The organism is Streptomyces sp. NPDC006235, from assembly GCF_040613735.1.
Taxonomy (GTDB): Bacteria; Actinomycetota; Actinomycetes; order Streptomycetales; family Streptomycetaceae; genus Streptomyces.
Window position 1 is genome coordinate 56,295 of sequence record NZ_JBEXSR010000037.1, and the last position, 26,919, is coordinate 83,213.

Below are 26,919 nucleotides of genomic sequence, written 5' to 3' on the forward strand. Positions count from 1 at the left end.
CCCTGGCAGGAGCGACTGGTTGCGGCGCCTCAGCGCTCGACCTCACCCTTGATGAACTTTTCGACGTTCTCGCGGGCCTCGTCGTCGTAGTACTGGACGGGCGGGGACTTCATGAAGTAGCTCGATGCGGAGAGCACGGGGCCGCCGATGCCGCGGTCCTTGGCGATCTTCGCGGCGCGCAGGGCGTCGATGATGACGCCGGCGGAGTTCGGGGAGTCCCAGACCTCGAGCTTGTACTCCAGGTTCAGCGGGACGTCACCGAACGCGCGGCCCTCCAGGCGGACGTACGCCCACTTGCGGTCGTCGAGCCAGGCCACGTAGTCGGACGGGCCGATGTGGACGTTGTCCGCGCCCATGTCGCGGTCGCGGATCTGGGAGGTGACGGCCTGCGTCTTGGAGATCTTCTTCGACTCCAGGCGGTCGCGCTCCAGCATGTTCTTGAAGTCCATGTTGCCGCCGACGTTCAGCTGCATCGTGCGGTCCAGGACGACGCCCCGGTCCTCGAACAGCTTCGCCATGACGCGGTGCGTGATGGTGGCGCCGACCTGGGACTTGATGTCGTCGCCGACGATCGGGACGCCCGCCTCGGTGAACTTGTCCGCCCACTCCTTGGTGCCGGCGATGAAGACCGGAAGGGCGTTGACGAAGGCGACCTTGGCGTCGATGGCGCACTGGGCGTAGAACTTCGCCGCGTCCTCGGAGCCGACGGGCAGGTAGCAGACGAGGACGTCGACCTGCTTGTCCTTGAGGACCTGGACGACGTCGACCGGCTCCTCGGCGGACTCCTCGATGGTCTCGCGGTAGTACTTGCCGAGGCCGTCGAGCGTGTGGCCGCGCTGGACCGTCACACCGGTGCTGGGTACGTCGCAGATCTTGATGGTGTTGTTCTCGGAGGCGCCGATGGCGTCCGCCAGGTCGAGGCCGACCTTCTTGGCGTCCACGTCGAACGCGGCGACGAACTCGACGTCGCGGACGTGGTAGTCGCCGAACTGGACGTGCATCAGGCCCGGCACCCTGGACGCCGGGTCGGCGTCCTTGTAGTACTCGACTCCCTGCACCAGCGATGCGGCGCAGTTGCCCACACCGACGATGGCTACGCGAACCGAACCCATTCCGGTTGCTCCCTGTGTGTACGAGTGAGGCCCTTCAACGGGCTCTCACGTGGCGGTGTCGTCAGGCGTATCCGGACGGGGGTCGTCCCCGGTCCGGGGCAGGCCGCCCGACGCTCCAGATGTGGTGTCACGCGAACCGGGCTCCCCCGAGGCGGAACCCTTCAGGTCCCGTCCCGCCCGCTCGCTCTCGATGAGCTCGTTCAGCCAGCGCACTTCGCGCTCCACGGACTCCATCCCGTGGCGCTGGAGCTCAAGCGTGTAGTCGTCGAGGCGCTCCCGGGTCCGGGCCAGGGACAGGCGCATCTTTTCCAGGCGCTCCTCCAGCCGGCTGCGGCGGCCCTCCAGCACGCGCATGCGTACATCGCGTGAGGTCTGCCCGAAGAAGGCGAAACGGGCTGCGAAGGTCTCGTCCTCGTACGCCTCGGGCCCGGTCTGCGAGAGCAGCTGCTCGAAGTGCTCCTTACCCTCCGCCGTCAACCGGTAGACGATCTTGGCGCGGCGGCCGGTGAGGGGAGCGGCCTCGGTGTCGTTCCCCGGCTCCTCGATCAGCCAGCCGTTGGCGACCAGCGTCTTGAGGCAGGGGTACAGCGTCCCGTAGCTGAACGCACGGAACACACCCAGTGATGTGTTGAGTCGTTTGCGCAGCTCATAGCCATGCATCGGAGATTCGCGGAGCAGGCCGAGTACGGCGAACTCGAGGATCCCGGAACGCCGGCTCATCGTCGCCTCCTCTCTGCCGCGGTACCCGATGTCTCGGGCTGATGTCTCGGCTGATGTCTCGAACCGATGTGTCGCGCTGATGTATCGACTCGATACATCTCGACGATAGAACGGCCTTCCGGATGCGACAAGAGGGGATGTGGTGAACGGGATCACATCACCGATTCATCGGACGCGAGTTGCCTGATTTGAGGTGAACTTCAGGCCTCGGCAGGTTTTGGCGGTGCGTAGTCTGTGCGCCATGCACATCACCGGGAACCAAGTGACGCCTGAGGGCGTCGTCGTCTTCGGTGTAGTACGGGTGCATGCGGGACCGATGAATGCGGAGCCGACCGCATCCGTACTTCGGGGGGACCGGAAACTAGCCGCCGTTTCCAGGCGCGCAGGGGTGCGCCTGCCCGAGGAGTAGTCGTTCGATGAGCGAGCACCGTCGCAAACCGCCGCAGCCGCAGGGAGGCGGACGTGCCGCGGCCCGACGCGGCCAGTCCGGCTCGTCCCCCGGCCGCCGCGCGGCCCCGCGAGGCGCCACTGGGTCTCCGTCCGACTCCTATGGGTCGGACTCCTACGGCTCGGGGGGTGAGGAGCGTCCGTACGGCGGTCGTGCCGAGGCCCGGCGTGCGGCGCAGAGAAGTACCGGAGGCGGCCGACGCAGAGCGGCCGAACCGACCCGTGGCGGCCGGCGTGCCGCTCCCGGCGGTCCGGCCGGGCCCGGGCGAGGCAGGGGCCGTGCGCCTGCCTATTCCGACAAGAAACGGCTGATCGACTATCCGCGGGCCGGCAAGTACGGCTGGCAGCGCTGGCTGCCGTCCTGGAGGCTCGTCTCCGGCCTGTGCATCGGCTTCTTCGGCAGCCTGGTGGCCGTGGCGGGCATCGGGTACGCCATGGTCGGCGTCCCGAACGAGGAGAACGCGGCGGCCCGGTCGCAGAACAACGTCTACTACTGGTCCAACGGCCAGCAGATGGTCGCGACGGGTAGCGGCCAGAACCGGCAGAACGTCGGGATCGAGCGGATCCCCAAGGCCATGCAGCAGGCGGTGATCTCGGCCGAGAACAAGACCTTCTACGAGGACTCGGGCGTCGACCCGATGGGCATCGCCCGCGCCCTGGCGAACATGGCCCGGGGCGGTGACACCCAGGGCGGCTCGACGATCACCCAGCAGTTCGTCAAGAACACCTACCTGAGCCAGGAACAGACGATCACCCGTAAGTTCAAGGAGATGTTCATCTCGATCAAGGTGGGCACGAAGCTCACGAAGGACGAGATTCTCCAGGGGTACCTCAATACCTCGTACTACGGGCGTGGCGCCTACGGCATTCAGGCCGCCGCCCAGACCTACTACGGCAAGGATGCGGAGAAGCTCACGCCGAGTGAGTGCGCCTTCCTCGCCGCGCTGCTCAAGGGTCCGACGTACTACGACCCTGCGGGTAACGCGAGCCTCGACACCGCGGCATCGCAACAGGCCAACACCAAGCGCTCCAAGCAGCGCTGGGGCTGGATCCTCGAGCAGATGCACAACGACAAGAAGCTCACGGACGCCCAGTACCAGGAGGCGATCAAGAAGTACCCCATGCCCCAGGGCCGCAAGGCGACCAAGGGCATGAGCGGCCAGATCAGCTACCTGGTGGACACGGCCAAGAAGTACGTCCTGAACCACTCCAACATCACGGAGCAGCAGTTCGACCAGGGCGGCTACCAGATCAAGACGACCTTCGAGAAGAACAAGGTCGAGGCGCTGGCCAAGGCCGTGAAGACGGTCGAGAAGGAAAAGCTGAACCCGGAGAAGCGTGAGCTGGACAAGCACGTCCAGTTCGGCGCGGCGTCGGTGAAGCCCAAGGACGGCGCGATCGTCGCCCTTTACGGTGGTGCGGGGTACGAGAACGGCCACTTCAACAACAACGCGGACACCTCGGGTGTCCCGGTCGGTTCGACGTGGAAGCCGTTCGTGCTCGCCGCAGCCATGGAGCACGGCACCTACCGGAGCGACGGTCCCCTCTCGCCGCTGAGCAAGTACAACGGCAACGACCACCTCAAGGTCAGGAACAACGACGGCTCCTACGTCCTGAAGAAGGACAACACACCGTTCTTCCAGGAGAACGAGAGCGATCACCCCTGGGGCTACATCACCTTGCGCAAGGCGATGGAGCAGTCCGTCAACACCCCGTTCGTCCAGCTCGGCATGGACGTCGGGATGAAGAACGTGCGGGACGTGGCCGAGAAGTCCGGCATCCTGGACGCCAGTTTCGCGACCCTCAACCCGTCGTTCGCGCTCGGTACGTCGACGCCCAGTGCGATCCGCATGGCCGACGCCTACGCGACGTTCGCCGCCGCCGGCAAGCAGGCCTCCCCGTACTCCGTGACCAGCGTCAAGTTCAACGGGCAGGAAATCGAAGGCTTCGACAAGCCGCGCATCACGCAGGCGATGCCCGAGAACGTGGCCAACAACGTCACGGACACTCTGGAGAACGTCATCCAGAACGGTACGGGTAAGAACGCCCTGGCTCTGGGCCGTACGGCGGCCGGTAAGACCGGTACCACGGACGAGAACAAGTCGGCCTGGTTCGTCGGTTACACCCAGCAGCTGTCGACCTCGGTCGCGATGTTCCGTGAGGATCCCAAGAGCGCCAAGCTGCTCTCCATGAACGGCACGGCGGGTGAGGAGTCCATCCACGGTGGTGACACTCCCACCCAGGTGTGGACCGAATACATGAAGGCCGCGCTGAAGGGCGAGCCCGACCTCGGCTTCCCGGAAGCCGAGAGGATCGGTGAGATCCAGCACGAGCTGGGCGCTCCGTCGCCGAAGCCGACACCGAGCGTCACGCCCAGCGAGACCGTGACCGAGTCGCCGAGCGCCACGCCGAGCGAGACCCCCACGTCTCCGTCGCCCACGCCGAGTGACACCTGTGGCTTCTTCGGATGTGAGAACGACGGCGGTACGGAGAACGGCGGCGGTACAGGCGGAGACGTGTCGCCCTCGCCTTCGCCCAGCCTCACGAACGAGAACGGCGGCAACACCAGAGGCAACGGCAACGGCGGCATCTTCGGAGGCCCCGCCGGATAGCCGGCTGATCGCCCGGCATGGGTGTTTCACGTGAAACGCGAAGACGTTTCACGTGAAACACGGGCCGCCGCACCTACCTGGTGCGGCGGCCCTCGGCGTATTGATGGACACGTACGGCAGGATGTGCGGCATGGCCAGTGCAGAATCGACGCAAGCGAGCGTCCACGAGCCGGACCCGGTGCGGCCGACCCAGGAGGACAAGGTCGCCGCGGCCGGCAGCGAGCTGATCGGCGGACCGCTCGGGCGGCGTGCTGTGCTCGGGGCGTCCTGGTGGACTCCCGTACGGGTGATCGCGCTGGTGGCGATCGGTATGTTCGCCCTCGGTCTGGTCCAGAAGGCGCCCTGCTACAACGGCGCCTGGTTCGTCGGTGCCAGCTCCCAGTACACGCACGCGTGTTACTCGGACATCCCGCACCTCTACCAGGGTCGTGGCTTCGCCGACGGGCTCGTGCCGTACTTCGACAAACTCCCCGGCGACATGCAGTACCTGGAGTACCCGGTGCTCACCGGTGTCTTCATGCAGGTCGCCTCCTGGTTCACGCCCGGCAGCGGCACCATCCAGGCCCAGGAGCAGTGGTACTGGATGGTCAACGCCGGGATGCTGATGATCTGCGCGTCGGTCATCGCCGTCTGTGTGACGCGCACCCACGCCCGGCGTCCGTGGGACGGTCTGCTGATCGCCCTGGCACCTGCCTTCGCCTTGACGGCGACCATCAACTGGGACCTGCTGGCGGTCGCCCTGACGGCCGCGGCGATGCTGATGTGGTCGCGCGGCCGCTCCCTCGCCTTCGGTGTCCTCCTGGGGCTGGCCACGGCCGCCAAGCTCTATCCCTTCCTGATCCTCGGGCCGCTGCTGGTGCTCTGCTGGCGGGCGGGCAAGTGGCGTGAGTTCGGGACGGCTCTGGGCGGCGCGGTCGTCGCCTGGGTCGTCGTGAACGGGCCGGTGATGCTCTTCGCGTTCGAGGGCTGGTCGAAGTTCTACACGTTCAGCCAGGAACGGGGCGTCGACTTCGGCTCCTTCTGGCTGATCATGGCGCAGAACTCGGACGACCCGCTCAGCACCGACACCGTCAACACGCTCGCCACGCTGCTGATGCTGGTGTGCTGCGCGGGAGTCGCCGTGCTCGCGCTGACCGCACCGCGCCGCCCGCGGCTCGCCCAGCTGGCCTTCCTGATCGTCGCCGCGTTCATCCTCACCAACAAGGTCTACTCACCGCAGTACGTCCTGTGGCTGGTGCCCCTGGCCGTCCTGGCCCGGCCCAAGTGGCGGGACTTCCTGATCTGGCAGGCCTGCGAGGTGGCGTACTTCCTGGGGATCTGGCTTTACCTCGCGTACACGACCAGCGGAGACGCGCACAAGGGACTGCCCACGGATGGTTACCACTGGGCCATCGGCCTGCACCTGCTGGGCACGCTGTATCTGTGCGTCATGATCGTGCGCGACATCTTCCTGCCGGAGCGCGATCCCGTTCGCCGGTCCGGGGACGACGATCCCTCGGGTGGAGTGCTCGATGGCGCGAAGGACGTCTTCGTCCTTGGCCCCGCGGCACGTCCCGCCCGGCACGCGGCCGCTCAGTTCGACGGGCCGCAGGTCGAGTGGGGCAGGCACGGCGCAACGGGCGGTTCGCTCTGAGCGAACCCCTGCGAAGGCCGCATGAACGATGCGAAGGCCGTACACGGCTTCCCGTGTACGGCCTTCTTGCTGTGCTGGGTCCGTCGACGCGGGTGCCGGTCAGCGGTCCACGATCCTGTCGAACTGCGTGGTGGTGTGCCGCAGATGGGCCACGAGTTCCTCGCCGACCTTCGGCTCCGGCGCGTCCGCGGGCACGAACAGGATCGAGACCTGCATGTGCGGCGGCTCGGCGAACCAGCGCTGCTTGCCGCCCCAGACGAACGGAGAAAGGTTCCGGTTGACCGTCGCGAGGCCGGCCCGGGCGACGCCCTTGGCGCGTGGCATGACGCCGTGCAGCGCCTTGGGGGCCTCCAGGCCCACCCCGTGCGACGTACCGCCCGCCACGACCACCAGGAAGCCGTCGGAGGCCGCCTTCTGCTGCCGGTAGCCGAAGCGCTCGCCCTTGGCCACGCGCGTGACGTCCAGGACCGCGCCGCGGTACTCGGTGGCCTCGTGGTCCCCCAGCCACAGCCGCGTGCCGATGCGGGCACGGAACCGGGTCTGCGGGAACTGCTGCTGGAGCCGGATGAGTTCCTCGGCCTTGAGGTGGCTGACGAACATGGTGTGCAGAGGCAGCCGGGCGGCGCGCAGCCGGTCCATCCAGCCGATGACTTCCTCGACCGCGTCCGAGCCGTCGGTGCGGTCCAGCGGCAGGTGGATCGCGAAGCCTTCCAGGCGGACGTTCTCGATGGCGGCGTGCAGCTGGGCCAGGTCCTGCTCGCCGATGCCGTGCCGCTTCATCGAGGACATCACCTCGATCACCACACGGGCACCAACCAGGCCGTACACGCCGTCTATCGACGAGACCGAGCGGATGACCCGGTCCGGCAGGGGCACGGGCTCCTCGCCGCGCCGGTACGGCGTCAGCACCAGCAGGTCACCGCCGAACCAGTCCTTGATCCGGGCGGCCTCGTACGTCGTGCCGACGGCGAGGACGTCCGAGCCCAGCCGTGTGGCCTCCTCCGCCAGCCGCTCGTGCCCGAAGCCGTAGCCGTTGCCCTTGCAGACCGGCACGAGGCCGGGGAACTGCTCCTGCACGTGCTTGTGGTGCGCCCGCCAGCGCGCGGTGTCGACGTAGAGCGTGAGCGCCATGGCCGGACCTGGAACCTTTCTCGTGGTTGCCGTGAATCAGTGGTTGCCGTGTGTCAGAGGTATAGAAGCACTGAACGTGACGTCAGCGGCGCGACATGTAGATGTCGAGCGCCTTGTGCAGCAGCTTGTTCAGCGGGAAGTCCCACTCGCCGAGGTACTCGGCGGCCTGGCCGCCCGTGCCCACCTTGAACTGGATCAGACCGAAGAGGTGGTCGGTCTCGTCCAGCGAGTCGGAGATGCCGCGCAGGTCGTAGACGGTGGCGCCGAGCGCGTAGGCGTCGCGCAGCATCCGCCACTGCATCGCGTTCGAGGGCCGGACCTCACGGCCGATGTTGTCGGAGGCGCCGTAGGAGTACCAGACGTGCCCTCCGACGATCAGCATCGTCGCCGCCGACAGGTTCACGCCGTTGTGCCGGGCGAAGTACAGCCGCATGCGGTTGGGGTCCTCGGTGTTGAGGGCCGTCCACATGCGCTGGAAGTACGACAGCGGGCGCGGCCGGAAGTGGTCGCGCACGGCCGTGATCTCGTACAGCCGCTGCCATTCCTCGAGGTCCTGGTAGCCGCCCTGGACGACCTCGACGCCGGCCTTCTCGGCCTTCTTGATGTTGCGGCGCCACAGCTGGTTGAAGTTCTTGTGGACCTCTTCCAGGGACCGGTTGGCCAGCGGCACCTGGAAGACGTAGCGGGGCTGGACGTCGCCGAAGCCGGCGCCGCCGTCCTCGCCCTGCTGCCACCCCATGCGGCGCAGTTTGTCGGCGACCTCGAAGGCGCGCGGCTCGATGTGGTCGGCCTCGATGTCGCGCAGCCGCTTCACGTCAGGGTTCTGGATGCCCTGCTTGATGGAGGTGGCCTCCCAGCGCCGGATGACCACCGGCGGGCCCATCTTCACCGAGAAGGCGCCCTGCTGCTTCAGGTGCGCCAGCATCGGCTCGATCCAGTCCTGCAGATTCGGCGCGAACCAGTTGATGACCGGGCCCTCGGGCAGGTAAGCGAGGTAGCGCTTGATCTTGGGAAGCTGCCGGTAGAGGACCAGGCCGGCACCGACCAGCTCGCCCGTCCTGTCGTCGAACCACCCGAGGTTCTCGGAGCGCCACTCCGCCTTGACGTCAGCCCAGGCCGGGACCTGCATGTGGCTCGCCGACGGCAGGCTCTGGATGTAGGCCAGATGCTGCTCTCGACTGATGGTCCTCAGGGTCAGGCTCATTTCGGGGCGCTCCTCGGGCTGGTGTGTCCCCATGGGGTCAGGGGCTCCGGCTCTCGCGCGAAGCCTACTGCGCCTTGGATGCGCGCCGGTTGGGCGTACGGAACCTTCGCCCCGGCCCGTGAGCGGCCGGGGCGTCACCCGGTGTTCAGGAGGGGATGTCCCTGGCGTCAGTCGATGAGACCGCCGAAGAGACCGCCGTGCGCCATACCCAGGAAGAAGCCGACGCCCGCGGCACCGAGGCCGAGGATCAGGCCGAAGCGCTCCCTGGTCGTCTCCGAGACCCACTGGCCGTACGCACCGGTGATGATGCCCACCAGGCCGGTCCAGGAGCTCAGCAGATGCAGGTCCTCGTCGACGAGGGCCGTGATGAACGACGTGACGCCCAGCACCAGGGTCACCGCGAGCAGGGCGTCCTGGAGGGGGTGGGGCTTGCCGTCCGTGGCGAAGAGGCCGCCGGCGGTGTTGGGTCGCAATGCCTGTGCCATAGGGCACCTCCTGCGAAAGTCGGCGCATCGTAGCGCCATACACACCCGATGTGTACAGATTGGCTGCCCTCACGGCCGGATTTCAACCGGAAGCCACTGTGCGGGTAGTCTGTACCGTCCGCACCGGTGTCTGCCCATGTCACGACGAGGGCTTCTCGACAGAACCCCCGACTGTCAGTGGTGGCCGATACCGTTGCTACGCATCACAACCCTCCTGCCACGGAACGACCGTGGCCGCTGAGTCCAAAGGAGGTGGGTTCCACATGCGTCACTACGAGGTGATGGTCATCCTCGACCCCGACGTCGAGGAGCGCGCTGTCTCCCCGCTGATCGAGAACTTCCTCTCTGTCGTCCGTGACGGCGGCGGAAAGGTCGAGAAGATCGACACCTGGGGCCGTCGTCGTCTCGCGTACGAGATCAAGAAGAAGCCCGAGGGCATCTACTCGGTCATCGACCTGCAGGCCGAGCCTGCGGTCGTCAAGGAGCTCGACCGCCAGATGAACCTGAACGAGTCGGTCCTCCGGACCAAGGTCCTCCGTCCCGAGATGCACTGAGCTTCCACGCTCAGCTGATCCCGGGATTCGAGTAGCAAGCAGCCAGAGCAAACCCGCCGAGAGGTTCCCCATGGCAGGCGAGACCGTCATCACGGTGGTCGGCAATCTTGTCGACGACCCCGAGCTGCGCTTCACCCCCTCAGGTGCGGCCGTCGCGAAGTTCCGTGTCGCGTCCACTCCCCGCACCTTCGACCGCCAGACGAACGAGTGGAAGGACGGCGAGAGCCTGTTCCTGACCTGCTCGGTCTGGCGTCAGGCGGCGGAGAACGTCGCCGAGTCGCTCCAGCGAGGCATGCGCGTCATCGTGCAGGGCCGGCTGAAGCAGCGGTCCTACGAGGACCGTGAGGGCGTCAAGCGCACGGTCTACGAGCTGGACGTGGAGGAAGTCGGCGCCAGCCTGCGCAACGCCACGGCCAAGGTCACCAAGACCACCGGCCGCGGTGGCCAGGGCGGCTACGGCGGCGGTGGCGGTGGCGGCCAGGGTGGCGGCGGCTGGGGCGGCGGCCCCGGTGGCGGCCAGCAGGGCGGCGGCGCTCCCGCCGACGACCCGTGGGCGACCGGCGCTCCCGCCGGTGGCAACCAGGGCGCCGGTGGCGGCTGGGGCGGTGGCTCCGGCGGCACCGGTGGCGGTGGCGGCGGCTACTCGGACGAGCCTCCCTTCTAGGACGGGTTCGTACCCCAACTTCTTGATCACACAGGAGATACACCATGGCGAAGCCGCCTGTGCGCAAGCCGAAGAAGAAGGTCTGCGCATTCTGCAAGGACAAGGTCACGTACGTGGACTACAAGGACACGAACATGCTGCGGAAGTTCATTTCCGACCGCGGCAAGATCCGTGCCCGCCGCGTGACCGGCAACTGCACGCAGCACCAGCGTGACGTCGCCACGGCCGTGAAGAACAGCCGTGAGATGGCGCTGCTGCCCTACACCTCCACCGCGCGATAAGGGAAGGGTGACCGACACATGAAGATCATCCTCACCCACGAGGTCTCCGGCCTCGGTGCCGCGGGCGACGTCGTCGACGTCAAGGACGGTTACGCTCGCAACTACCTGATCCCGCGGAAGTTCGCTATCCGCTGGACCAAGGGTGGCGAGAAGGACGTCGAGCAGATCCGTCGTGCTCGCAAGATCCACGAGATCCAGACCATCGAGCAGGCCAACCAGGTGAAGGCCCAGCTCGAGGGCGTCAAGGTCCGCCTGGCGGTCCGCTCCGGCGACGCCGGTCGTCTCTTCGGTTCCGTCACCCCGGCCGACATCGCTTCCGCGATCAAGGCTTCCGGTGGCCCCGAGGTCGACAAGCGCCGCATCGAGCTGGGCTCGCCGATCAAGACGCTGGGCGCTCACGAGACGTCCGTGCGTCTGCACCCCGAGGTTGCCGCCAAGGTCAACATCGAGGTCGTCGCGGCCTGAGTGCCGCGCTCGCTCAAGCAGTGAGCGATGGGGCCGCACCCTTCGGGGTGTGGCCCCATCGTCGTTTCACGTGAAACACGGTGTTTCACGTGAAACAGTCAGCGTGGGCTCAGCCCGGCGGTCAGCGGGTCGCGCCCGTCACGATCCAACGGCCCGAGCGGGTTCGGAGCCACAGCGTCAGCATGCGCACGGTCATCATCAGCGTCATGGTGGCCCAGAGGGCGGTGAGCCCTCCGCCGAGTACCGGCACCATCAGGGCGACCGGGGTGAACACCGCGAGAGTGATCAGCATTGCCCCGGCCAGGTAGGGGCCGTCACCGGCGCCCATCAGAACCCCGTCCAGGACGAAGACGATCCCCGAGATCGGCTGTGAGAGAGCGACAATGAGCAGGGCGGGCAGCGCCGCGTCCTTGACCGCCGAGTCACTGGTGAACAGGGGCAGGAATGCCGGTCGGGTGATGACGACCAGGATGCCGAGGACGACCCCGACGGCGATCCCCCACTCGACCATGCGACGGCATGCGTCGCGGGCCCCTTGTGCGTCGCCGGCTCCGAGATAGCGGCCGATGATGGCCTGTCCTGCGATGGCGATGGCGTCGAGGGCGAAGGCGAGCAGGCTCCACAGGGACAGGATGATCTGGTGTGCGGCGATGTCGGCATCACCGAGACGGGCGGCGACCGCCGTGGCGATCATCAGGATCGCCCGCAGGGAGAGGGTACGAACCAGCAGCGGCACACCGGCCTGTGCCGAGGCCCTGATCCCGGCGGCGTCCGGGCGCAGCGAGGCACCGTGCTTGCGTGCCCCGCGCAGGACCACGGCGAGGTAGACCACGGCCATGCCCCACTGGGCGATGACGGTGCCCCAGGCGGAGCCGGCGATCCCCAGGTCGGCGCCGTAGACGAGCCCCGCGTTGAGGGCGCCGTTGGCGATGAAGCCGGCGACGGCCACATAGAGAGGGGTTTTGGTGTCCTGCAGACCGCGCAGGACGCCGGTCGCGGCGAGGACGACGAGCATGGCGGGTATGCCGAGCGCGGAGATGCGCAGGTAGGTGGTCGCGTAGGGAGCCGCCGCGTCCGAAGCGCCGAAGAGATCGACGACGCCGGACGCCGTCGGCAGGACGATGGCGACGACGGCAGCACCGAGGAGCAGGGCCAGCCAGATGCCGTCCATGCCCTGGCGGATGGCGGCCTGGAGATCGCCCGCGCCCACGCGACGGGCGACCGCCGCTGTCGTGGCGTAGGCGAGGAAGACGAAGACACTGACGGCGGTCATCAACAGGGCCGAGGCGACACCGAGGCCGGCGAGTTGGGCCGTACCCAGATGGCCCACGATGGCGGTGTCGGCCATGAGGAACAGGGGCTCGGCGACGAGGGAGCCGAAGGCCGGCACGGCCAGAGCGACGATCTCTCGGTCGTGCTGTCTTCGGCCGGTACTGCGGCGCGCGGGGGCCTGTGTCATGTGCACCAATCTAATCGTCCACAGGTAAGAGATGCAACGGCCTTGCGTCCCTTACTTTCCGTCCGGAGGTGCGCACTGCTGTGCACTGTTCGAAGCGATCTTGCACCGGTTGGGGAAGTTTTTCTTCTGCACAGCCGGTGGACGATAAAGCAGCAGGTCAGGGCCCTCTCTTCTAGGCAGGTCGAAGCTTGTTCACAGGCCTGTCCACCGGGTCGTGCACAGGTTTTGAGGAGTTCTCCACAGCATCTGGGCTGTCGTCCACATGGCCTGTGGATAACCAGATTGGCTGACGGTGCCGACAGGCCTAACGTGGTCCGGCGCCCACTCCGTCTGCCGGTTTTCAAAACGTCACAAAACCGGCGTTGGCCAACCGGAGTTGGGCGTCTCATTTGTCAGTGCCGTGCCGTAGAAAAGAGGGGCACGGCGAGGTCTGCTGCGGCGGACGGGAGGAGGTGGCTCGGTGAGCATTTCCGAGCCCTTGGACGACCCGTGGGCCGACAGCGGTCCCAGTGATCGTCTGCCCGCCTCCCGTCGACGTGGCGAGGGATCCCGGGGCCGCGACGAGCAACACGAGCGCGGCAGGGACAGCGGGGCCTGGGACGGTGGTGCCGCCCCGGCGTTCGAGCGGGTACCGCCGCAGGACATCGAGGCCGAGCAGTCCGTCCTGGGCGGCATGCTGCTCTCCAAGGACGCCATCGCCGACGTCGTCGAGATCCTCAAGGGCCACGACTTCTACAAGCCGGCCCACGAGACGATCTACCAGGCCGTCCTCGACGTCTACGCCAAGGGCGAGCCGGCCGACCCCATCACGATCGCGGCCGAGCTCACCAAGCGCGGCGAGATCAACAAGGTCGGCGGGGCCTCGTATCTGCACACCCTCGTCCAGACGGTGCCCACGGCCGCCAACGCCGCCTACTACGCGGAGATCGTCCACGAGCGGGCGGTGCTGCGCCGCCTGGTCGAGGCGGGGACGCGCATCACGCAGATGGGATACGCGGCCGACGACGACGTCGACGAGATCGTCAACCGCGCCCAGGCAGAGGTCTACGCGGTCACCGAGCAGCGCACCAGCGAGGACTACCTGCCGCTCGGCGACATCATGGAGGGCGCGCTCGACGAGATCGAGGCGATCGGCTCGCGCAGCGGCGAGATGACCGGCGTGCCCACGGGGTTCACGGACTTCGACTCGCTCACCAACGGGCTGCACCCGGGCCAGATGATCGTCATCGCCGCGCGTCCCGCCATGGGTAAGTCCACGCTCGCACTGGACTTCGCGCGGGCCGCCTCGATCAAGAACAACCTGCCGAGCGTGATCTTCTCGCTCGAAATGGGGCGCAACGAGATCGCGATGCGTCTGCTGTCCGCCGAAGCGCGGGTCGCCCTGCACCACATGCGGTCCGGCACGATGACGGACGAGGACTGGACCCGCCTGGCCCGGCGGATGCCGGACGTCTCGGCGGCTCCGCTCTACATCGACGACTCCCCGAACCTGTCGATGATGGAGATCCGCGCCAAGTGCCGCCGCCTCAAGCAGCGCAACGACCTCCGGCTGGTGGTCATCGACTACCTCCAGCTGATGCAGTCCGGGGGTTCCAAGCGTGCCGAGAGCCGTCAGCAGGAGGTCTCGGACATGTCCCGTAATCTCAAGCTGCTGGCCAAGGAACTGGAGATCCCGGTCATCGCGCTCTCGCAGCTGAACCGTGGCCCCGAGCAGCGCACGGACAAGAAACCGATGGTCTCCGACCTGCGTGAGTCCGGCTCCATCGAGCAGGACGCCGACATGGTCATCCTGCTGCACCGCGAGGACGCCTACGAGAAGGAGTCGCCGCGCGCGGGCGAGGCCGACCTGATCGTGGCCAAGCACCGAAACGGCCCGACGGCGACGATCACGGTGGCCTTCCAGGGGCACTACTCGCGGTTCGTGGACATGGCGCAGACCTGATCCGGTACCGGCGGCGAAATAAGGTCGACTCGCCGGGCCGGGCCAGGTGGACTGGGGCCATGACGACACCTCAGGAAGAGCTGCTTCCCGCCACGAGCCGTGCGCTGCTGCACCGGATCGCCGTGGCACAGTCCGAGGGACGGGCGCCGTCGCTGGTCGCGGCCGTCGTCCGGGACGGGCGCGCGGTGTGGCACGGCGCCCGGACATCGGTGGCCGGTCAAGAGCCCGACGAGCACGTCCAGTACCGCATCGGCTCGATCACCAAGACCTTCACCGCCGTTCTCGTGATGCGTCTGCGGGACGAGGGCCTGCTCGGACTCGGGGATCCGCTGGAGAAGTACGTGCCGGGTACTGGCGCGGGGGAGGTCACGATCGCCGAACTGCTCGCGCACACGGGCGGGTTGGCGGCCGAGTCGCCCGGGCCGTGGTGGGAGCGCACGCCCGGATCCCTGCGGCCGGAACTGTCCGACGTGCTCGGCGAGCAGCCTCTTCTGCACCCCGTCGGCCGGCGGCACCACTACTCGAACCCCGGCTACACACTGCTGGGCGCGCTGGTGGAGGAGCTGCGGGGGATCTCCTGGGAGGAGGCACTACGGCGTGAAGTGCTCGAACCACTGGGTCTCGACCGGACCGGTGTGCGACCCGAGGCCCCGCACGCGGGTGGCTGGGCCGTACACCCCTGGGCCGACGTGCTGCTGCCCGAGCCCGCCGAGGACCTCGGCCGTATGGCACCTGCCGGTCAACTCTGGTCGACCGCGGCAGACCTGGCCCGGTTCGCGGCCTTCCTGGTGAGGGGCGACGACAGGGTGCTGAGCGCCGAGTCCCTGCGGGAGATGCGGACTCCTGCGGCGCCGCCGGAAGCCGCGGACGTGACGTCCGGTGACGCCTACGCCCTCGGCATGCAGGTGCAGAGCCGCCACGGCCGGTTGCTCGTGGGACACAGCGGGTCCCTGCCGGGATTCCTGGCGAGTGTGAGCATCAGCGTGGAGGACGACGTAGCGGCGGTCGTGCTGGCCAACTGCACCTCGGGCCCTCTGGTGTCCGGCGTCTGCGCCGATCTCGTCCGTATCGTCGCCGAGGCGGAGCCGCGCATCCCCGCTTCGTGGAGGCCACTGCGTGAGGTCGACCCGTCGATGCTCGAGCTGACGGGCCAGTGGTACTGGGGGACATACGCCTTCGCCCTGCGGCTCACGGCCGACGGGCTCGCCTCGCTGGGGCCGCTGTCCGGCAGCGGGCGGCGCTCGCTGTTCCGCCCGAACGGCGACGGCACCTGGACCGGGCTGGAGGGCTATTACGCGGGAGAGCTGCTGAAGGCCGTACAGCGGCCGGACGGGTCCGTGAGCCACCTGGACCTCGGCTCGTTCGTGTTCACGCGGCAGCCGTACGACGAGGCGGCCCCGGTGCCGGGTGGGGTCGATCCCGAGGGGTGGCGCGGCATCGGATAGGCGGTGGCACGGGTGGGCGGGCTGTTTCACGTGAAACAGCCCGCCCACCCGCTTGTGGTCACAGCGGGAGCTTGAAGCCCGTGTGGGAGGCCGTGAAGCCGAGCCGCTCATAGAAGCGGTGGGCGTCGGTGCGGGTCTTGTCGGAAGTCAGCTGGACCAACTGGCACCCCTGGCGCCGGGATTCGTCGATCGCCCACTCGATGAGCTGTGTGCCCAGGCCGCTGCCGCGCTCATCGGCATGGACGCGTACGCCTTCGATGATCGACCTGGTCGCGCCGCGTCGGGACAGCCCGGGAATGATCGTGAGCTGGAGCGTTCCGACGACGCGGCCTTCGCGGACCGCCGCGACCAAGTGCTGGTTGGGGTCGGCGCTGAGCCGTTCCAGCGCGGTCAGGTACGGGGTGAGGTCGTCAGGCGACTCGCGCTGGGCGCCCAGGGGGTCGTCCGCGAGCATGGCGACGATCGCCGGGACGTCGCCGGCGGTCGCGGGGCGTATCTCGAGATCTCCCATGACCGCACCCTACGCAGAGACGCCCAGGGCGGAGGCCGGCTTATGCGGGCACCGGAGCCTTCAGCGTCTCCACGACCCGGACCAGCGGGGCCAGCTCGGGGTTCTTCGCCGCCTCGTCGAGGGCCTCGCGCAGAGCGGCGTCGTTGGTCGGCCGAGCCTCTTCGAGCAGCTGGAGGCCTGCCTCGGTGACGTTCGTGTAGATGCCGCGGCGGTCGGTGGGGCAGAGGTAGCGCTCCAGGAGCCCGCGGTCCTCGAGCCGGGTGACCAGACGGGTGGTCGCGCTCTGGCTGAGGACGACCGCGTCGGCGACCTGCTTCATCTGGAGATGCCCTCCGTCCCCGTCGTGCTGGCGGCTGAGCACGTCGAGCAGGGAGTACTCGCGCGCGCTCAGGTCGTGCTTGGCCTGCAGGGCGCGCTCGATGTGGGCCTCGATCCTCCCGTGGAGCAGGGAGAGTGCGCACCAGCTCTGGGCGAGAGCGGTGAGCGCGGGGTCCGTCGCTGTCATTGGCGTTTCCTCCGTCCCGGAGCGGCTGACATCCAGGATAGAGCAGGTCCGCAATTGACGGCGGTTACCCATAGCCCGCGTGTGCAACTATTGTGGACGCACGCAAAGCGCTCCTGCAATCGTCTGGGAAGGTGTACCTCTCCATGCCTCTCGCGCTTCTGGCCCTCGCGATCGGGGCCTTCGGAATCGGAACGACCGAGTTCGTGATCATGGGTTTGCTGCCCGAGGTCGCGGGCGACTACGGGGTCTCCATTCCCACCGCCGGGTACCTGGTGACCGGCTACGCGCTCGGTGTCATGTTCGGCGCCCCGCTGATGACCGTGCTGGGCACCAAGGTCTCCCGCAAGCGGATGCTGATGCTGCTCATGGGCCTGTTCATCGTCGGCAATCTGCTCTCGGCACTCGCCCCCGCCTTCGCCGTCATGCTGATCGGCCGGATCGTCGCCTCGCTGGCCCACGGTGCCTTCTTCGGTATCGGCTCGGTCGTCGCGGCCGACCTCGTGGCCCCGGACAAGAAGGCCGGAGCCATCGCGATGATGTTCACCGGCCTGACCATCGCCAACGTCGTCGGTGTCCCGTTGGGCACACTCGTCGGGCAGTCCGTCGGCTGGCGGGTGACCTTCGGCATTGTCGCCGCCCTCGGTGTCGTCGGCCTGGCCGGCATCGCCCGGCTCGTCCCCGACATGCCCAAGCCGGAGGGAGTGCGCCTGCGGCACGAGCTCGCCGCGTTCAAGAACGTGCAGGTGCTGCTCGCGATGGCGATGACCGTCCTCGGCTTCGGCGGCGTCTTCGCGGCCATCACCTACATCGCGCCGATGATGACCCACACCGCGGGCTTCGCCGACGGCTCCGTCACCTGGCTGCTGGTCCTCTTCGGCCTCGGCATGGTCGGCGGCAACCTCGTGGGCGGCAAGTTCGCCGACCGCGCCCTGATGCCGATGCTGTACGTGTCCCTGGGCGCCCTGGCCGTCGTCCTGGCGCTGTTCTCCCTGACCGCGCACGACAAGCTGCTGTCGGCCGTCACGATCGCCCTGATCGGCGCGCTGGGCTTCGCCACCGTCCCGCCGCTCCAGAAGCGGGTCCTCGACCAGGCGCACGGAGCCCCCACGCTCGCCTCCGCCGTGAACATCGGCGCCTTCAACCTCGGCAACGCGCTGTCCGCCTGGCTCGGCGGCCTCGTGATCGCGGCGGGCTTCGGTTATACCGCCCCCAACTGGGTCGGCGCCGCCCTGGCCGCGGGAGCCCTGGTCCTGGCCTTCCTCTCGGCCGCCCTGGAACGCCGCGCGGGTGCCCCCGGCACCGTCGTCACGGGATCCGCGCCGAGCGAGCAGCGGACCGCTGTCCACCACTGAGCCACCGGGCCGACCAGGATCACCGCCTTCCCCCGACCCGGACCAGCACCATGTGCACGCTTTCTAGGAGAACCCTTATGAGAACCACCACTGCCGTCGCCCCGCTGACCACCCAGGACGCCGATGTCCTCGTCACCGCCGCCCGGCGTGCCGCCGAGGCCGCAGATATCACCGTCAGCGTCACCGTCCTGGACGCGGGCGGCCATCTGCTCGCCTTCCGGCGTGACGACCGCGCCGTGCTGATCTCCGGCGAGACCAGCACGCGCAAGGCCTACACGGCTCTCCAGCTGAACGCGCCCACCGCCGACCTCGTCGACGCCGTGCAGCCCGGAGGCCTCTTCCACACCCTGCCCACCGCACTCGACCGGCCGCTGCTGTTCATCGCCGGTGGCGTACCGGTGCATCGCGACGGCCGGCTGATCGGCGCGATCGGTGTCGGCGGCGGTGCGCCGGAGCAGGACCACGCCTTCGCCACGGCCGCCCTGGAGGCCCTCGCCTGACCGGGCCCTTCAGCGAGACGACGCCGGCTCCCGATCCCTGGGGAGCCGGTGCTGTCGTATCGGGGTGGGTCATCCCACCGCGACCGTGACCGGGGCGAACCGACGGCTCCAGTCCCCGGGCAGTTCGGTGATCCCATAGGTCATCACCGAGTTGAAGGCCACGGACGCCAGACCGCGCTCCTTCGCCCACGCGAGCAGCTCCGTGTGCCGTACGTCGATGTCGGTGCGCAGGGGGCGGTCCGTGTGGGCGGCGAGGGAGGTGATGAGGGCCTGGGCCACCGACGTGTCACGTGCGATGAGCGGACCGATGACATGGGTGTCCATGTTCGGCCAGGCGGCCGCGTATCCGATGATCCGCCCGTCCTCCTCCGCCACGCGCAACTGGTCGGCGAAGGCCGGCAGTCGGGTGACGATGTGGGTGCGGTCGGTCCCGAACGCCTGCTCGTCGAGCCGGAGGATGACGGAGAGGTCCTCGGCGGTCGCGGCACGGGTGGCGACCACCGACCGCGGCCCGCCAGGAGTGAAACGCCCGCTCACCATCTCCGCCCGCCCGGTGACCTTGAAGCCGAGTTCCTCGTAGAGGGGCCGGCCGTACGGCGTCGCATGCAGGGTGAGGGGCGTGGTGCCCATCGCGGAGACGACGTGGTGCATCAGCCGTCGACCCACGCCCTGTCGGGCATGCCGTTCGGCGACGAGGACCATGCCGATCGCCGCGAGGGCGGGGCGCTCCTGCGGTCCGTACTCGGTGACGACACAGGCGCTCACGAGGCCACCGTCGGGGTCGTCGATGCCGTAACCCCTCCCGGCCGTGAGGAGGAAGCCCCACTTGTGCTCCTCCCGTTGCCACCCCCGGTCCTCGGACAAGTCGGCGCAGGCGGCGAGATCGCGAAGCGTCAGACGGCGGATGGGCAGAGAGTCAAGGGAAGGAGTCGGCACGCAGGTCAGGCTGTCCGACCGGAGCCCCTGACGTCCACCTCTTTCCGTAGACACACGCGAGCTTTTGGCCAGTTGTAGACCCCTGCACAGAGTGCGGACAGACGCCGGACGTTTCACGTGAAACATAGGCGCGTCGCCCGGTGGTTGACCGGGCTGATGATTCGCGCCGTGCCCTCATTCGTGACGGGGCAAGGGGGGACTTGTGTGCACAGCGGTGGCCGGTAGGGTCGACTCCGGTTCACATCCGGGGCGGCTGACCCGTTCTGCGTGGGCCGCGTACAGGGCAATGCAGCCTAACGGGATGGAGAGATCGAAAACCCGCGTTTCCGGTTATGCGACTGAGCCGCCCAGGCGGGTAGGAGGCTCAGGGAGAGCACTGCGGCCAATGTCACACTCTTGCCTTACTTGTCCGTACAGAGCCGGAACACGGGTTGAATGTGGCCGCATCAGCCGCGACACCGGATGGGAACGCCGTCCGTCCACGGGGGAAAGCAGGCACCTTCCGACTGGGGAAGTGCGCAGACCGACCGAAAGATGTTCGAGGCGAGGCACACCATGGACGCTCCGACCACCACGTCGGCCGACAACGGCACTTCTGGCGGCGGGGGCGACTGGTTCACGCCCCGCAACAAGCCGACAACGACGCCGGACAGCGAGTCCGGGACGCCAGACAGCGAGTCCGGGACGCCGGACAACGAGACCGGAACGCCAGCGAGCGACTCCGGGACGCCGGACAGCGAGTCCGGGACGCCGGACGGCCGTCGCCCGGCGGTGATACGCCCGGTGGGCCGGCAGACGGCCCACCCGGGAGCGCCGGCAGCCGGCTCGGCGGCCCCGCCCGTCTCGGCGCCAGACAGCGCGAGCACCGGTGTGCCGGACCAGGAGCGCGCATCCCGCGAATCCCCGGACGCGATACCCGGGGCTGCCTCCACGGCACCGCACTCTGCCCCCTCTCCCGAGGCCTCGTCGCCACGACCCGCGCCCGCGACGGAAACACCGCCTCCGGCGCCCTTCGCCTCCGCGGCGGCGCCTCCCGCTGAGCCGCGCGTCCCCGCCCAGCGGCCCGCCCCGATGTCGCCCCCGGGGCCGGACGCTTCCGCCCCGGCCGGCCAAGCCTCCCCGGACGCCATCCTCGTTCGCCGTGCCATGGCAGAGGTCACGCCCGTGGCCGACAAGGTCACCTCGTACTTCTACGCCCTGCTCTTCGTCCGCTATCCCGACCTGCGCCCGCTTTTCCCGGCCGCCATGGACACCCAGCGGGACCGGCTGCTCAGGGCACTGCTCACGGCCGCAGAGCACATCGACAACACCGATGTCCTGGTCGACTACCTACGGAACCTCGGCCGGGGCCACCGGAAGTACGGCACACGGCCCGAGCACTACCCGGCCGTCGGCGAATGCCTGATCGGCGCGCTGAGCAAGTACGCCGCCGGGGTCTGGGACGCGGAGATGGAGGCGGCCTGGGTCCGGACGTACACGACGATCTCCCAGATCATGATCGACGCGGCGGCCGCCGACGAACTGCGGGCCCCGGCCTGGTGGTACGCCGAGATCGTCACGCACGACCTCAGGACCCCGGACGTCGCGGTCGTCACCGTCCGACCGGACCAGCCCTACCCCTTCCTCGCCGGGCAGTACACGAGCCTGGAGACCCCCTGGTGGCCCCGGATATGGCGGCACTACTCCTTCGCCTCGGCACCCCGCTCCGACGGCCTGCTGTCGTTCCACGTGAAGGCCGTACCGGCGGGCTGGGTCTCCAACGCCCTGGTGCACCGCGCCCGCCCCGGTGACATCGTCCGGCTCGGCCCGCCCGCGGGTTCCATGACCGTGGACCACACCACCGACAGCGGGCTGCTCTGTCTGGGCGGCGGCACGGGCATAGCACCCATCAAGGCGCTGGTCGAGGACGTCGCCGAGCACGGGGAACGCCGGCCGGTCGAGGTCTTCTACGGGGCCCGCACCGACCATGACCTGTACGACATCGACACCATGCTCCGCCTCCAGCAGAGCCACCCCTGGCTCTCGGTCCGCGCGATCATCGACGAGCTGGCACACCAGCAGCTTCCGGACGCGGTACGCGCCTACGGGCCGTGGAACGAGTTCGACGCCTATCTCTCGGGCCCGCCCGGTATGATCCGCAACGGCGTGGACGCCCTGCGGGACATCGGCATCCCGTCGGAGCGCATACGGCACGACTCCGTGGAGGAGCTGGTCGCGGTCGCTCCCTGATCCGCTGCCGGTGTCAGCCCAGGTCGGGAGCGTGCATGGCACGTACGCCCTCGATGTTGCCGTCCAGGTAGTGCCGCAGCGACAGCGGAACGAGATGGACCGAGGCGATGCCGACCCGGGTGAAGGGCACGCGCACGATCTCGTACTCGCCGACCGGCTCGTCCACCTCGGGGCCGTGGCGGAGGGAGGGATCCATGGACTCCAGCCGGCAGACGAAGAAGTGCTGCACCTTCACACCGGTCGCGCCGCCGTCCTCCCCGATGTGCTCCACGGTGTCCACGAAGCAGGGCACCACGTCGGTGATCTTCGCGCCGAGCTCCTCGTACACCTCGCGGTGCAGGGCGTCGACGACGGTCGAGTCGTCGGGCTCGACCCCGCCGCCGGGCGTGAGCCAGTAGGGATCCATGCCCGGTTTGGTGCGCTTGATCAGGATCAGGTCGTCCCCGTCCAGCAGAACGGCACGGGCGGTGCGCTTGACCACGGGTCGGACGGTCATGGGTGAAATGTGGCCCGGCTGGTTCCACGTGAAACATCGCGAAAAGTCACCGGTCGGGCTCTCAGCGTGAGGCCCTGCCCGGGCAGCCGACCTGCGCGCCCCCGCAACCCGGCACCCGCCCTCGGGCGCCCCCTCAGCACCAGTCCGCCGCCGCCCGCTGCAACCACTCGTGGGCTCGCGCGATATGGGGCATCGCGAGCGTCCCGGTGCGCACCACCAGGAAGTACGTGCGCAGCGGCGGCACCGCCGGCTCGTGCAAGGCGACGACGTCACCCCGATCCAACGCGGCCGCGCACAGATAGCGCGGCAGCACCGCCAGGCCCGCGCCCGCGACCGCGCACGCCAGAACCGCACGCAGGTCGGGAACGATGACGGTGCCCGGGGCGGCCGGGCGCGAGTCGAAGGCGGAGGCCCAGTAGCGGGAGACGAAGGGCAGCGACTCGTGCACCTCCACCACGGGCACCTGCTCCAAGGCTGGTTCCGGCTTGCGGTCCGGCTGCCCGGCGCCGATCTGCTCGGCCCAGCGCGGGGCGGCGATCAGGACGTGCTCCTCGTCGCAGAGCGCAGTCGCCGTGAGCAGGGCGCCGCGCGGACGAGCCGTGCTGATGGCCAGATCATGATGCCCGGCGGAAAGCCCTTCCAGCGTTTCCTCGGCGGTCCCGAACGAGGCGCGCAGAGCGAAGCCCTGCCCGTCCTCTCCGGTCAGTTCCGTGAGGGCGGGCAGGGCTCGTTCGGCGGTGAACTCCGGGGGTCCGGCGAGGTGCAGCGTCCGTAAGGAGGAGTCGTCGTCGAGGCCGGTCTCGGCTATCTCCACCAAGGCGTCGAGATGCGGGGCCGCCTTGTGGGCGAGTTCGTCACCGATGCTGGTCGGGGTCACGCCGCGGGCCTGCCGCAGGAACAGAGGGCGGCCCAGCTGCCGTTCCAGCGTACGGATCTGTGAGGTGACGGCCGGCTGGGAGAGGCCGAGCAAGGCGGCGGCGCGGGTGAAGGAGCCGGCCCGGTGCACGGTCACGAAGGTCCGCAGCAAGGCCAGATCCACCGCGCAGTCTCCCCTCTTCGGCCCCGCTCCCAGCCCCCCGGCCGCGCCCAACTATAAATAAGTCGATAGGTCTCTGTCGCTACTGTGATTGGACACTGACAGAGAGTCAACTAGCCTTGGTCGCGCGGTTCTTGCGCGCGGAACCGGGGGACGGTCCGAGCCACGAGGGGGGAGGCTCGGACCGTCCGTGGGGGAGTTCAGGCTGCCGACGCGTCCAGCGCGCGCAGCACATCGGCTACCAGGTCCTGCGGATCCTCGGCGCCGACCGAGAGGCGGATGAAGCCCTCCGGCACCGCGTCGCCGCCCCAGCGTCCGCGCCGTTCGGCCGTGGACCGCACCCCGCCAAAGCTCGTCGCGTCGTCCACGAGCCGCAGGGCGTCGAGGAAACGGTCGGCACGCGCGCGCGTGGGCAGCGTGAACGACACCACGCAGCCGTAGCGCCGCATCTGCTGCGCGGCGATCTTGTGGGCGGGATCGCCGGGAAGTCCGGGGTAGCGCAGCCCGGTCACCTCCGGCCGCTCGCGCAGTGCCTCGGCGACCGCCAGGGCCGTCGCGCTCTGCCGGTCGACGCGCATCTGGAGCGTCGCGATGGAGCGGTGCGCCAGCCAGGCCTCCATCGGCCCGGGAATCGCACCGACGATCTTGCGCCAGCGGCGTACGGCGGTCATGGCCTCGGCGTTCCGGCCGACGACGTAGCCCAGGAGGATGTCGCCGTGCCCGGTGAGCTGCTTGGTGCCGCTGGCCACCGCGAAGTCGGCACCGAGCTCCAGGGGGCGCTGGCCGAGCGGTGTCGCCAGGGTGTTGTCCACGGCCACCAGGGCGCCACGCGCGTGTGCCGCCTCCGCGAGCCGCCTGATGTCGCACACGTCGAGGCCGGGGTTCGACGGCGTCTCGATCCACAGCAGCTTGGCGCCGTCGAGGACGTCGAGCTGGGCGTCGTCACGGGTGGGCGCGGTGCGCACCTCGATGCCGTAGGTCTCCAGCTGGGCGCGTACCAGGGGCAGCGCCTGATAGCCGTCGTCGGGCAGGACGCACACGTCCCCGGCGCGCAGCTGGGAGAAGAGCACGGCCGAGGTCGCGGCCATGCCGGAGGCGAACACGAGCGTCTCGATGCCGTCCTGGCCGGGTGCCTCCAGCTCGCCGACGGCGCGCTCCAGCAGCGTCCAGGTCGGGTTCTCATCGCGGCCGTAGGTGTAGGGGCCGGTGGGCTCGCCCGGCAGGTGGTAGTGGGCGGCGAAGACAGGTCCGGGCAGGGTCGGTTCGTACTTGGCCGGCTCGGGCAGCCCGGCCCGCACCGCGCGCGTGCCGTCGCCCGTCGCGGAATCGCTCATGCCGCCTGTCCCTCCATGTCCTCACGCACCGCGGCGAGCAGACCGGCGCTCGCCGCCTCCACCATCCCAAGGCACTCCTCGAAGCCCTCGGCGCCCCCGTAGTACGGGTCCGGTACGTCGAGGTCACCGCCGGCCGCGGGGTCGTACGAACGCAGCAGACGCACCTTCTGCGCGTCCTGCTCCGTGGGCGCGAGGCGGCGCAGCGCCCTCAGGTGGCCGGAGTCGAGGGCGACGACGAGGTCGAGGCGGGAGAACCACGACGGCTGGAACTGCCGGGCCGTGTGGCCGGTGGCGTAGCCGTTCTCCTCGAGGACGGCCACCGTGCGGGGGTCGGCGCCGTCACCCTCGTGCCAGCCCCCCGTGCCGGCGCTGTCGACCTCGACCAGGCCGTCGAGACCGGCCTCCGCCACGCGTGCGCGGAAGACGATCTCGGCCATCGGCGAACGGCAGATGTTGCCCGTGCAGACGAAGCAGACGCGGTAGGTCATGCGCGTTCAGTCCTTGTCGGGCAGGACGACGTGCAGCGCCCAGGAGACGACAGAAATGATCAGGCCGCCCAGGACGGCCGTCCAGAAGCCCTCCACGTGGAAGCTGAGGTCGAGCTTGTCGGCCAGCCACGAGGTGAGCAGCAGCATCAGCGCGTTGACGACCAGGGTGAACAGGCCCAGCGTCAGGATCAGCAGCGGGAGGCTGAGGAGCTTGACAACCGGCTTGACCAGGAAGTTCACCAGGCCGAAGATCAGCGCGACGATAATCAGGGTGCCGACCTTCTTGCCCGTGCTGTCACCGGTCAGGGTGATCTTGTCGAGCAGCCATACGGCGACCGCCAGGGCACCCGCGTTGGCGATCGTCTTGACTACAAAATTCATCATGTGTCTGATCGTGGCAGACCTGGTCGGACATGGGGACACGAGGCAGGGGCGGACGAAACGATGAAGGCATTCCGGCTGGACGAACTGGAGGCGGAGCGCGCCGCCAACGAGGGCGCCTACCTGCAGTTTCTGCGGGAGCAGAACATGTCGGTCGGCCTGTACGCCCTCGACGCGGGCGACCAGGATCCACAGAAGCCGCACAATCAGGACGAGGTCTACTTCGTTGTGAGCGGCCGTGCCGCGATCACGGTCGGCCTGGAGACGACGCAGGTGGCGCGCGGCAGCGTGATCTACGTACCTGCCGGTGTCGCGCACAAGTTCCACCACATCACCGAGGATCTGAGGGTGCTCGTGGTCTTCTCTCCCCCCGAGAGCTGACGATCCCTCTCGGGGTTCCCTAGGGGATCGGTCAGGGGAGGACAAGGGGTGCGAGGCCCCCGCAGGGCCCCCTCCCGGACCTAGCATCGAGTGCAGGACGTCAAGAGATCCAGAAGACACCGACAGGGCCCGGCACTCGAACGGGTGGAGAGGTAAGGACGAGGGCGATGCGAGAGATCTTCACGGGACTGCCGTGGTGGGTGAAGTGGATCGCGGTGCCGGTCATCGCCCTGGTCGTGTTCGGCGGGCTGATCGCCAGCGTGGTCGGCTTCGTCATGCACCTGCTCTTCAAGGTGCTGGTCTTCGTGGCACTGGTCGGCGGACTGATCTACGTCGTACGGAAGTTCACGGCGAGCTCCTCGTCGCGCAGCGACTGGTGAGACCGGTGGGAAACCGGTGGGGGTAGCGGGAAACACCCGGAGTCACCGGTTCCCTCGGCCGGGGGAAGTTTCCGTTCCGGGCCGTCTGCATGCGGTGGCAGACGAATAGAGTCCGGAACTCGACGCGGGGACATCCCCCGTGAGCGGCACACACCCGTGCCCATCGGCACGGTCTGCCCCCTCGCGCTTCGGGAGTGACCCTTGGCCCCGGCTGACACCGCACCTGTCCACCTGCG

General features: G+C 68.7%; 27 protein-coding genes. 13 read left to right on the top strand and 14 right to left on the bottom strand.

Annotated features, from left to right (window positions below):
- Window positions 1–29: 29 nt before the first annotated feature.
- Together ABZ192_RS32580 and ABZ192_RS32585 are read right to left on the bottom strand one after the other, a co-directional pair.
- Window positions 30–1,112: an inositol-3-phosphate synthase gene (locus ABZ192_RS32580; RefSeq protein ID WP_356928073.1), complete on the bottom strand. Its 1,083-nt coding sequence runs from the start codon at window positions 1,110–1,112 to the stop codon at window positions 30–32.
- A gap of 45 nt (window positions 1,113–1,157) precedes the next feature.
- Window positions 1,158–1,832: a PadR family transcriptional regulator gene (locus ABZ192_RS32585; RefSeq protein ID WP_356928074.1), complete on the bottom strand. Its 675-nt coding sequence runs from the start codon at window positions 1,830–1,832 to the stop codon at window positions 1,158–1,160.
- A gap of 416 nt (window positions 1,833–2,248) precedes the next feature.
- Between ABZ192_RS32585 and ABZ192_RS32590 the strand changes: the two genes are divergently transcribed.
- Complete coding sequence (locus ABZ192_RS32590) at window positions 2,249–4,891, top strand: transglycosylase domain-containing protein (RefSeq protein WP_356928076.1); 2,643 nt, start codon at window positions 2,249–2,251, stop codon at window positions 4,889–4,891.
- Between the two features lie 121 nt (window positions 4,892–5,012).
- Window positions 5,013–6,524 (top strand): glycosyltransferase 87 family protein, encoded by a 1,512-nt coding sequence (locus ABZ192_RS32595; protein ID WP_356928104.1) that lies wholly within the window; start codon window positions 5,013–5,015, stop codon window positions 6,522–6,524.
- A gap of 99 nt (window positions 6,525–6,623) precedes the next feature.
- Here ABZ192_RS32595 and ABZ192_RS32600 read toward each other — a convergent pair whose 3' ends face one another.
- The 3 genes from ABZ192_RS32600 to ABZ192_RS32610 all read right to left on the bottom strand — a co-directional run bounded on the left by ABZ192_RS32600 (window position 6,624) and on the right by ABZ192_RS32610 (window position 9,344).
- Window positions 6,624–7,655: an alanine racemase gene (locus tag ABZ192_RS32600; RefSeq protein WP_355862010.1), complete on the bottom strand. Its 1,032-nt coding sequence runs from the start codon at window positions 7,653–7,655 to the stop codon at window positions 6,624–6,626.
- 82 nt (window positions 7,656–7,737) lie between these two features.
- Window positions 7,738–8,859, bottom strand: coding sequence for a peptidoglycan bridge formation glycyltransferase FemX (gene femX, locus ABZ192_RS32605; protein WP_355862012.1), 1,122 nt, complete (start codon window positions 8,857–8,859; stop codon window positions 7,738–7,740).
- A 167-nt stretch (window positions 8,860–9,026) separates the two neighbouring features.
- The gene (locus ABZ192_RS32610) at window positions 9,027–9,344 is read right to left on the bottom strand and encodes a hypothetical protein (protein ID WP_356928077.1); all 318 of its coding nucleotides are present in this window, start codon (window positions 9,342–9,344) and stop codon (window positions 9,027–9,029) included.
- A 263-nt stretch (window positions 9,345–9,607) separates the two neighbouring features.
- Here ABZ192_RS32610 and rpsF point away from each other — a divergent pair, with 263 nt between their 5' ends.
- The 4 genes from rpsF to rplI all read left to right on the top strand — a co-directional run bounded on the left by rpsF (window position 9,608) and on the right by rplI (window position 11,308).
- Window positions 9,608–9,898, top strand: coding sequence for a 30S ribosomal protein S6 (rpsF, locus tag ABZ192_RS32615; protein WP_190199270.1), 291 nt, complete (start codon window positions 9,608–9,610; stop codon window positions 9,896–9,898).
- 70 nt (window positions 9,899–9,968) lie between these two features.
- Window positions 9,969–10,562 carry a single-stranded DNA-binding protein gene (locus ABZ192_RS32620; protein ID WP_356928078.1) on the top strand — a complete coding sequence of 198 codons (594 nt, stop codon included), beginning with the start codon at window positions 9,969–9,971 and terminating at the stop codon, window positions 10,560–10,562.
- Between the two features lie 44 nt (window positions 10,563–10,606).
- On the top strand, window positions 10,607–10,843 hold the full coding sequence (gene rpsR / locus ABZ192_RS32625) for a 30S ribosomal protein S18 (RefSeq protein ID WP_003949403.1): 237 nt from the start codon (window positions 10,607–10,609) through the stop codon (window positions 10,841–10,843).
- Between the two features lie 18 nt (window positions 10,844–10,861).
- The gene (gene rplI / locus ABZ192_RS32630) at window positions 10,862–11,308 is read left to right on the top strand and encodes a 50S ribosomal protein L9 (protein WP_010032778.1); all 447 of its coding nucleotides are present in this window, start codon (window positions 10,862–10,864) and stop codon (window positions 11,306–11,308) included.
- Window positions 11,309–11,429: 121 nt separating this feature from the next.
- On the opposite strand, the gene ABZ192_RS32635 is transcribed toward rplI, so the two are convergent.
- The gene (locus ABZ192_RS32635; RefSeq protein WP_356928079.1) at window positions 11,430–12,767 is read right to left on the bottom strand and encodes an MATE family efflux transporter; all 1,338 of its coding nucleotides are present in this window, start codon (window positions 12,765–12,767) and stop codon (window positions 11,430–11,432) included.
- A gap of 460 nt (window positions 12,768–13,227) precedes the next feature.
- Here ABZ192_RS32635 and dnaB point away from each other — a divergent pair, with 460 nt between their 5' ends.
- Together dnaB and ABZ192_RS32645 are read left to right on the top strand one after the other, a co-directional pair.
- A complete protein-coding gene (gene dnaB, locus ABZ192_RS32640) occupies window positions 13,228–14,709 on the top strand; it encodes a replicative DNA helicase (protein WP_356928080.1) in 1,482 nt (493 codons plus the stop codon).
- A 59-nt stretch (window positions 14,710–14,768) separates the two neighbouring features.
- Window positions 14,769–16,154, top strand: a complete 1,386-nt coding sequence (locus tag ABZ192_RS32645; protein ID WP_356928081.1) for a serine hydrolase domain-containing protein — start codon at window positions 14,769–14,771, stop codon at window positions 16,152–16,154.
- A 58-nt stretch (window positions 16,155–16,212) separates the two neighbouring features.
- Here the strand turns inward: ABZ192_RS32645 and ABZ192_RS32650 are convergent, their stop codons facing one another.
- Together ABZ192_RS32650 and ABZ192_RS32655 are read right to left on the bottom strand one after the other, a co-directional pair.
- The gene (locus ABZ192_RS32650; protein WP_356928082.1) at window positions 16,213–16,665 is read right to left on the bottom strand and encodes a GNAT family N-acetyltransferase; all 453 of its coding nucleotides are present in this window, start codon (window positions 16,663–16,665) and stop codon (window positions 16,213–16,215) included.
- A gap of 40 nt (window positions 16,666–16,705) precedes the next feature.
- Complete coding sequence (locus ABZ192_RS32655) at window positions 16,706–17,170, bottom strand: MarR family transcriptional regulator (protein ID WP_356928083.1); 465 nt, start codon at window positions 17,168–17,170, stop codon at window positions 16,706–16,708.
- A gap of 143 nt (window positions 17,171–17,313) precedes the next feature.
- Here ABZ192_RS32655 and ABZ192_RS32660 point away from each other — a divergent pair, with 143 nt between their 5' ends.
- Both ABZ192_RS32660 and ABZ192_RS32665 read left to right on the top strand, forming a co-directional pair.
- Window positions 17,314–18,522 carry an MFS transporter gene (locus tag ABZ192_RS32660; protein WP_356928084.1) on the top strand — a complete coding sequence of 403 codons (1,209 nt, stop codon included), beginning with the start codon at window positions 17,314–17,316 and terminating at the stop codon, window positions 18,520–18,522.
- A 77-nt stretch (window positions 18,523–18,599) separates the two neighbouring features.
- The gene (locus ABZ192_RS32665; RefSeq protein WP_356928085.1) at window positions 18,600–19,022 is read left to right on the top strand and encodes a heme-binding protein; all 423 of its coding nucleotides are present in this window, start codon (window positions 18,600–18,602) and stop codon (window positions 19,020–19,022) included.
- A 69-nt stretch (window positions 19,023–19,091) separates the two neighbouring features.
- Here the strand turns inward: ABZ192_RS32665 and ABZ192_RS32670 are convergent, their stop codons facing one another.
- Window positions 19,092–19,958 (bottom strand): GNAT family N-acetyltransferase, encoded by an 867-nt coding sequence (locus tag ABZ192_RS32670; RefSeq protein ID WP_356928086.1) that lies wholly within the window; start codon window positions 19,956–19,958, stop codon window positions 19,092–19,094.
- A gap of 555 nt (window positions 19,959–20,513) precedes the next feature.
- Here ABZ192_RS32670 and ABZ192_RS32675 point away from each other — a divergent pair.
- Window positions 20,514–22,187, top strand: coding sequence for a globin domain-containing protein (locus ABZ192_RS32675; protein ID WP_356928087.1), 1,674 nt, complete (start codon window positions 20,514–20,516; stop codon window positions 22,185–22,187).
- Between the two features lie 13 nt (window positions 22,188–22,200).
- Here ABZ192_RS32675 and ABZ192_RS32680 read toward each other — a convergent pair whose 3' ends face one another.
- The 5 genes from ABZ192_RS32680 to ABZ192_RS32700 form a co-directional block, all read right to left on the bottom strand.
- Window positions 22,201–22,683 carry an NUDIX hydrolase gene (locus ABZ192_RS32680; protein WP_086560458.1) on the bottom strand — a complete coding sequence of 161 codons (483 nt, stop codon included), beginning with the start codon at window positions 22,681–22,683 and terminating at the stop codon, window positions 22,201–22,203.
- 133 nt (window positions 22,684–22,816) lie between these two features.
- Window positions 22,817–23,722 (bottom strand): LysR family transcriptional regulator, encoded by a 906-nt coding sequence (locus ABZ192_RS32685; RefSeq protein WP_356928088.1) that lies wholly within the window; start codon window positions 23,720–23,722, stop codon window positions 22,817–22,819.
- Window positions 23,723–23,919: 197 nt separating this feature from the next.
- Window positions 23,920–25,053, bottom strand: coding sequence for a cystathionine gamma-lyase (locus tag ABZ192_RS32690; RefSeq protein ID WP_356928089.1), 1,134 nt, complete (start codon window positions 25,051–25,053; stop codon window positions 23,920–23,922).
- Window positions 25,050–25,541, bottom strand: coding sequence for a low molecular weight protein-tyrosine-phosphatase (locus ABZ192_RS32695; RefSeq protein WP_356928090.1), 492 nt, complete (start codon window positions 25,539–25,541; stop codon window positions 25,050–25,052). Before ABZ192_RS32695 ends, ABZ192_RS32690 begins: the two co-directional genes overlap by 4 nt.
- Window positions 25,542–25,547: 6 nt before the next feature.
- Window positions 25,548–25,925, bottom strand: a complete 378-nt coding sequence (locus tag ABZ192_RS32700; protein ID WP_086560454.1) for a phage holin family protein — start codon at window positions 25,923–25,925, stop codon at window positions 25,548–25,550.
- Between the two features lie 60 nt (window positions 25,926–25,985).
- Here ABZ192_RS32700 and ABZ192_RS32705 point away from each other — a divergent pair, with 60 nt between their 5' ends.
- Window positions 25,986–26,303, top strand: coding sequence for a cupin domain-containing protein (locus tag ABZ192_RS32705; RefSeq protein WP_010032823.1), 318 nt, complete (start codon window positions 25,986–25,988; stop codon window positions 26,301–26,303).
- A gap of 167 nt (window positions 26,304–26,470) precedes the next feature.
- On the top strand, window positions 26,471–26,683 hold the full coding sequence (locus tag ABZ192_RS32710) for a DUF5326 family protein (protein ID WP_356928091.1): 213 nt from the start codon (window positions 26,471–26,473) through the stop codon (window positions 26,681–26,683).
- Window positions 26,684–26,919: the final 236 nt, after the last annotated feature.

Excerpts from the sequence above, each read along its gene's own strand:
- ABZ192_RS32660 (WP_356928084.1), top strand. The coding sequence starts at position 17,314 with ATGCCTCTCGCGCTTCTGGCCCTCGCGATCGGGGCCTTCGGAATCGGA.
- rpsR (WP_003949403.1), top strand. The coding sequence starts at position 10,607 with ATGGCGAAGCCGCCTGTGCGCAAGCCGAAGAAGAAGGTCTGCGCATTC.
- ABZ192_RS32585 (WP_356928074.1), bottom strand. The coding sequence starts at position 1,832 with ATGAGCCGGCGTTCCGGGATCCTCGAGTTCGCCGTACTCGGCCTGCTC.
- ABZ192_RS32705 (WP_010032823.1), top strand. The coding sequence starts at position 25,986 with ATGAAGGCATTCCGGCTGGACGAACTGGAGGCGGAGCGCGCCGCCAAC.
- ABZ192_RS32645 (WP_356928081.1), top strand. The coding sequence starts at position 14,769 with ATGACGACACCTCAGGAAGAGCTGCTTCCCGCCACGAGCCGTGCGCTG.
- ABZ192_RS32680 (WP_086560458.1), bottom strand. The coding sequence starts at position 22,683 with ATGACCGTCCGACCCGTGGTCAAGCGCACCGCCCGTGCCGTTCTGCTG.
- ABZ192_RS32695 (WP_356928090.1), bottom strand. The coding sequence starts at position 25,541 with ATGACCTACCGCGTCTGCTTCGTCTGCACGGGCAACATCTGCCGTTCG.
- ABZ192_RS32620 (WP_356928078.1), top strand. The coding sequence starts at position 9,969 with ATGGCAGGCGAGACCGTCATCACGGTGGTCGGCAATCTTGTCGACGAC.
- femX (WP_355862012.1), bottom strand. The coding sequence starts at position 8,859 with ATGAGCCTGACCCTGAGGACCATCAGTCGAGAGCAGCATCTGGCCTAC.
- ABZ192_RS32665 (WP_356928085.1), top strand. The coding sequence starts at position 18,600 with ATGAGAACCACCACTGCCGTCGCCCCGCTGACCACCCAGGACGCCGAT.
- ABZ192_RS32710 (WP_356928091.1), top strand. The coding sequence starts at position 26,471 with ATGCGAGAGATCTTCACGGGACTGCCGTGGTGGGTGAAGTGGATCGCG.
- ABZ192_RS32595 (WP_356928104.1), top strand. The coding sequence starts at position 5,013 with ATGTGCGGCATGGCCAGTGCAGAATCGACGCAAGCGAGCGTCCACGAG.
- ABZ192_RS32690 (WP_356928089.1), bottom strand. The coding sequence starts at position 25,053 with ATGAGCGATTCCGCGACGGGCGACGGCACGCGCGCGGTGCGGGCCGGG.
- rplI (WP_010032778.1), top strand. The coding sequence starts at position 10,862 with ATGAAGATCATCCTCACCCACGAGGTCTCCGGCCTCGGTGCCGCGGGC.
- ABZ192_RS32590 (WP_356928076.1), top strand. The coding sequence starts at position 2,249 with ATGAGCGAGCACCGTCGCAAACCGCCGCAGCCGCAGGGAGGCGGACGT.
- ABZ192_RS32700 (WP_086560454.1), bottom strand. The coding sequence starts at position 25,925 with ATGATGAATTTTGTAGTCAAGACGATCGCCAACGCGGGTGCCCTGGCG.
- ABZ192_RS32675 (WP_356928087.1), top strand. The coding sequence starts at position 20,514 with ATGGACGCTCCGACCACCACGTCGGCCGACAACGGCACTTCTGGCGGC.
- ABZ192_RS32610 (WP_356928077.1), bottom strand. The coding sequence starts at position 9,344 with ATGGCACAGGCATTGCGACCCAACACCGCCGGCGGCCTCTTCGCCACG.
- ABZ192_RS32650 (WP_356928082.1), bottom strand. The coding sequence starts at position 16,665 with ATGGGAGATCTCGAGATACGCCCCGCGACCGCCGGCGACGTCCCGGCG.
- ABZ192_RS32635 (WP_356928079.1), bottom strand. The coding sequence starts at position 12,767 with ATGACACAGGCCCCCGCGCGCCGCAGTACCGGCCGAAGACAGCACGAC.
- ABZ192_RS32655 (WP_356928083.1), bottom strand. The coding sequence starts at position 17,170 with ATGACAGCGACGGACCCCGCGCTCACCGCTCTCGCCCAGAGCTGGTGC.
- rpsF (WP_190199270.1), top strand. The coding sequence starts at position 9,608 with ATGCGTCACTACGAGGTGATGGTCATCCTCGACCCCGACGTCGAGGAG.
- ABZ192_RS32580 (WP_356928073.1), bottom strand. The coding sequence starts at position 1,112 with ATGGGTTCGGTTCGCGTAGCCATCGTCGGTGTGGGCAACTGCGCCGCA.
- ABZ192_RS32600 (WP_355862010.1), bottom strand. The coding sequence starts at position 7,655 with ATGGCGCTCACGCTCTACGTCGACACCGCGCGCTGGCGGGCGCACCAC.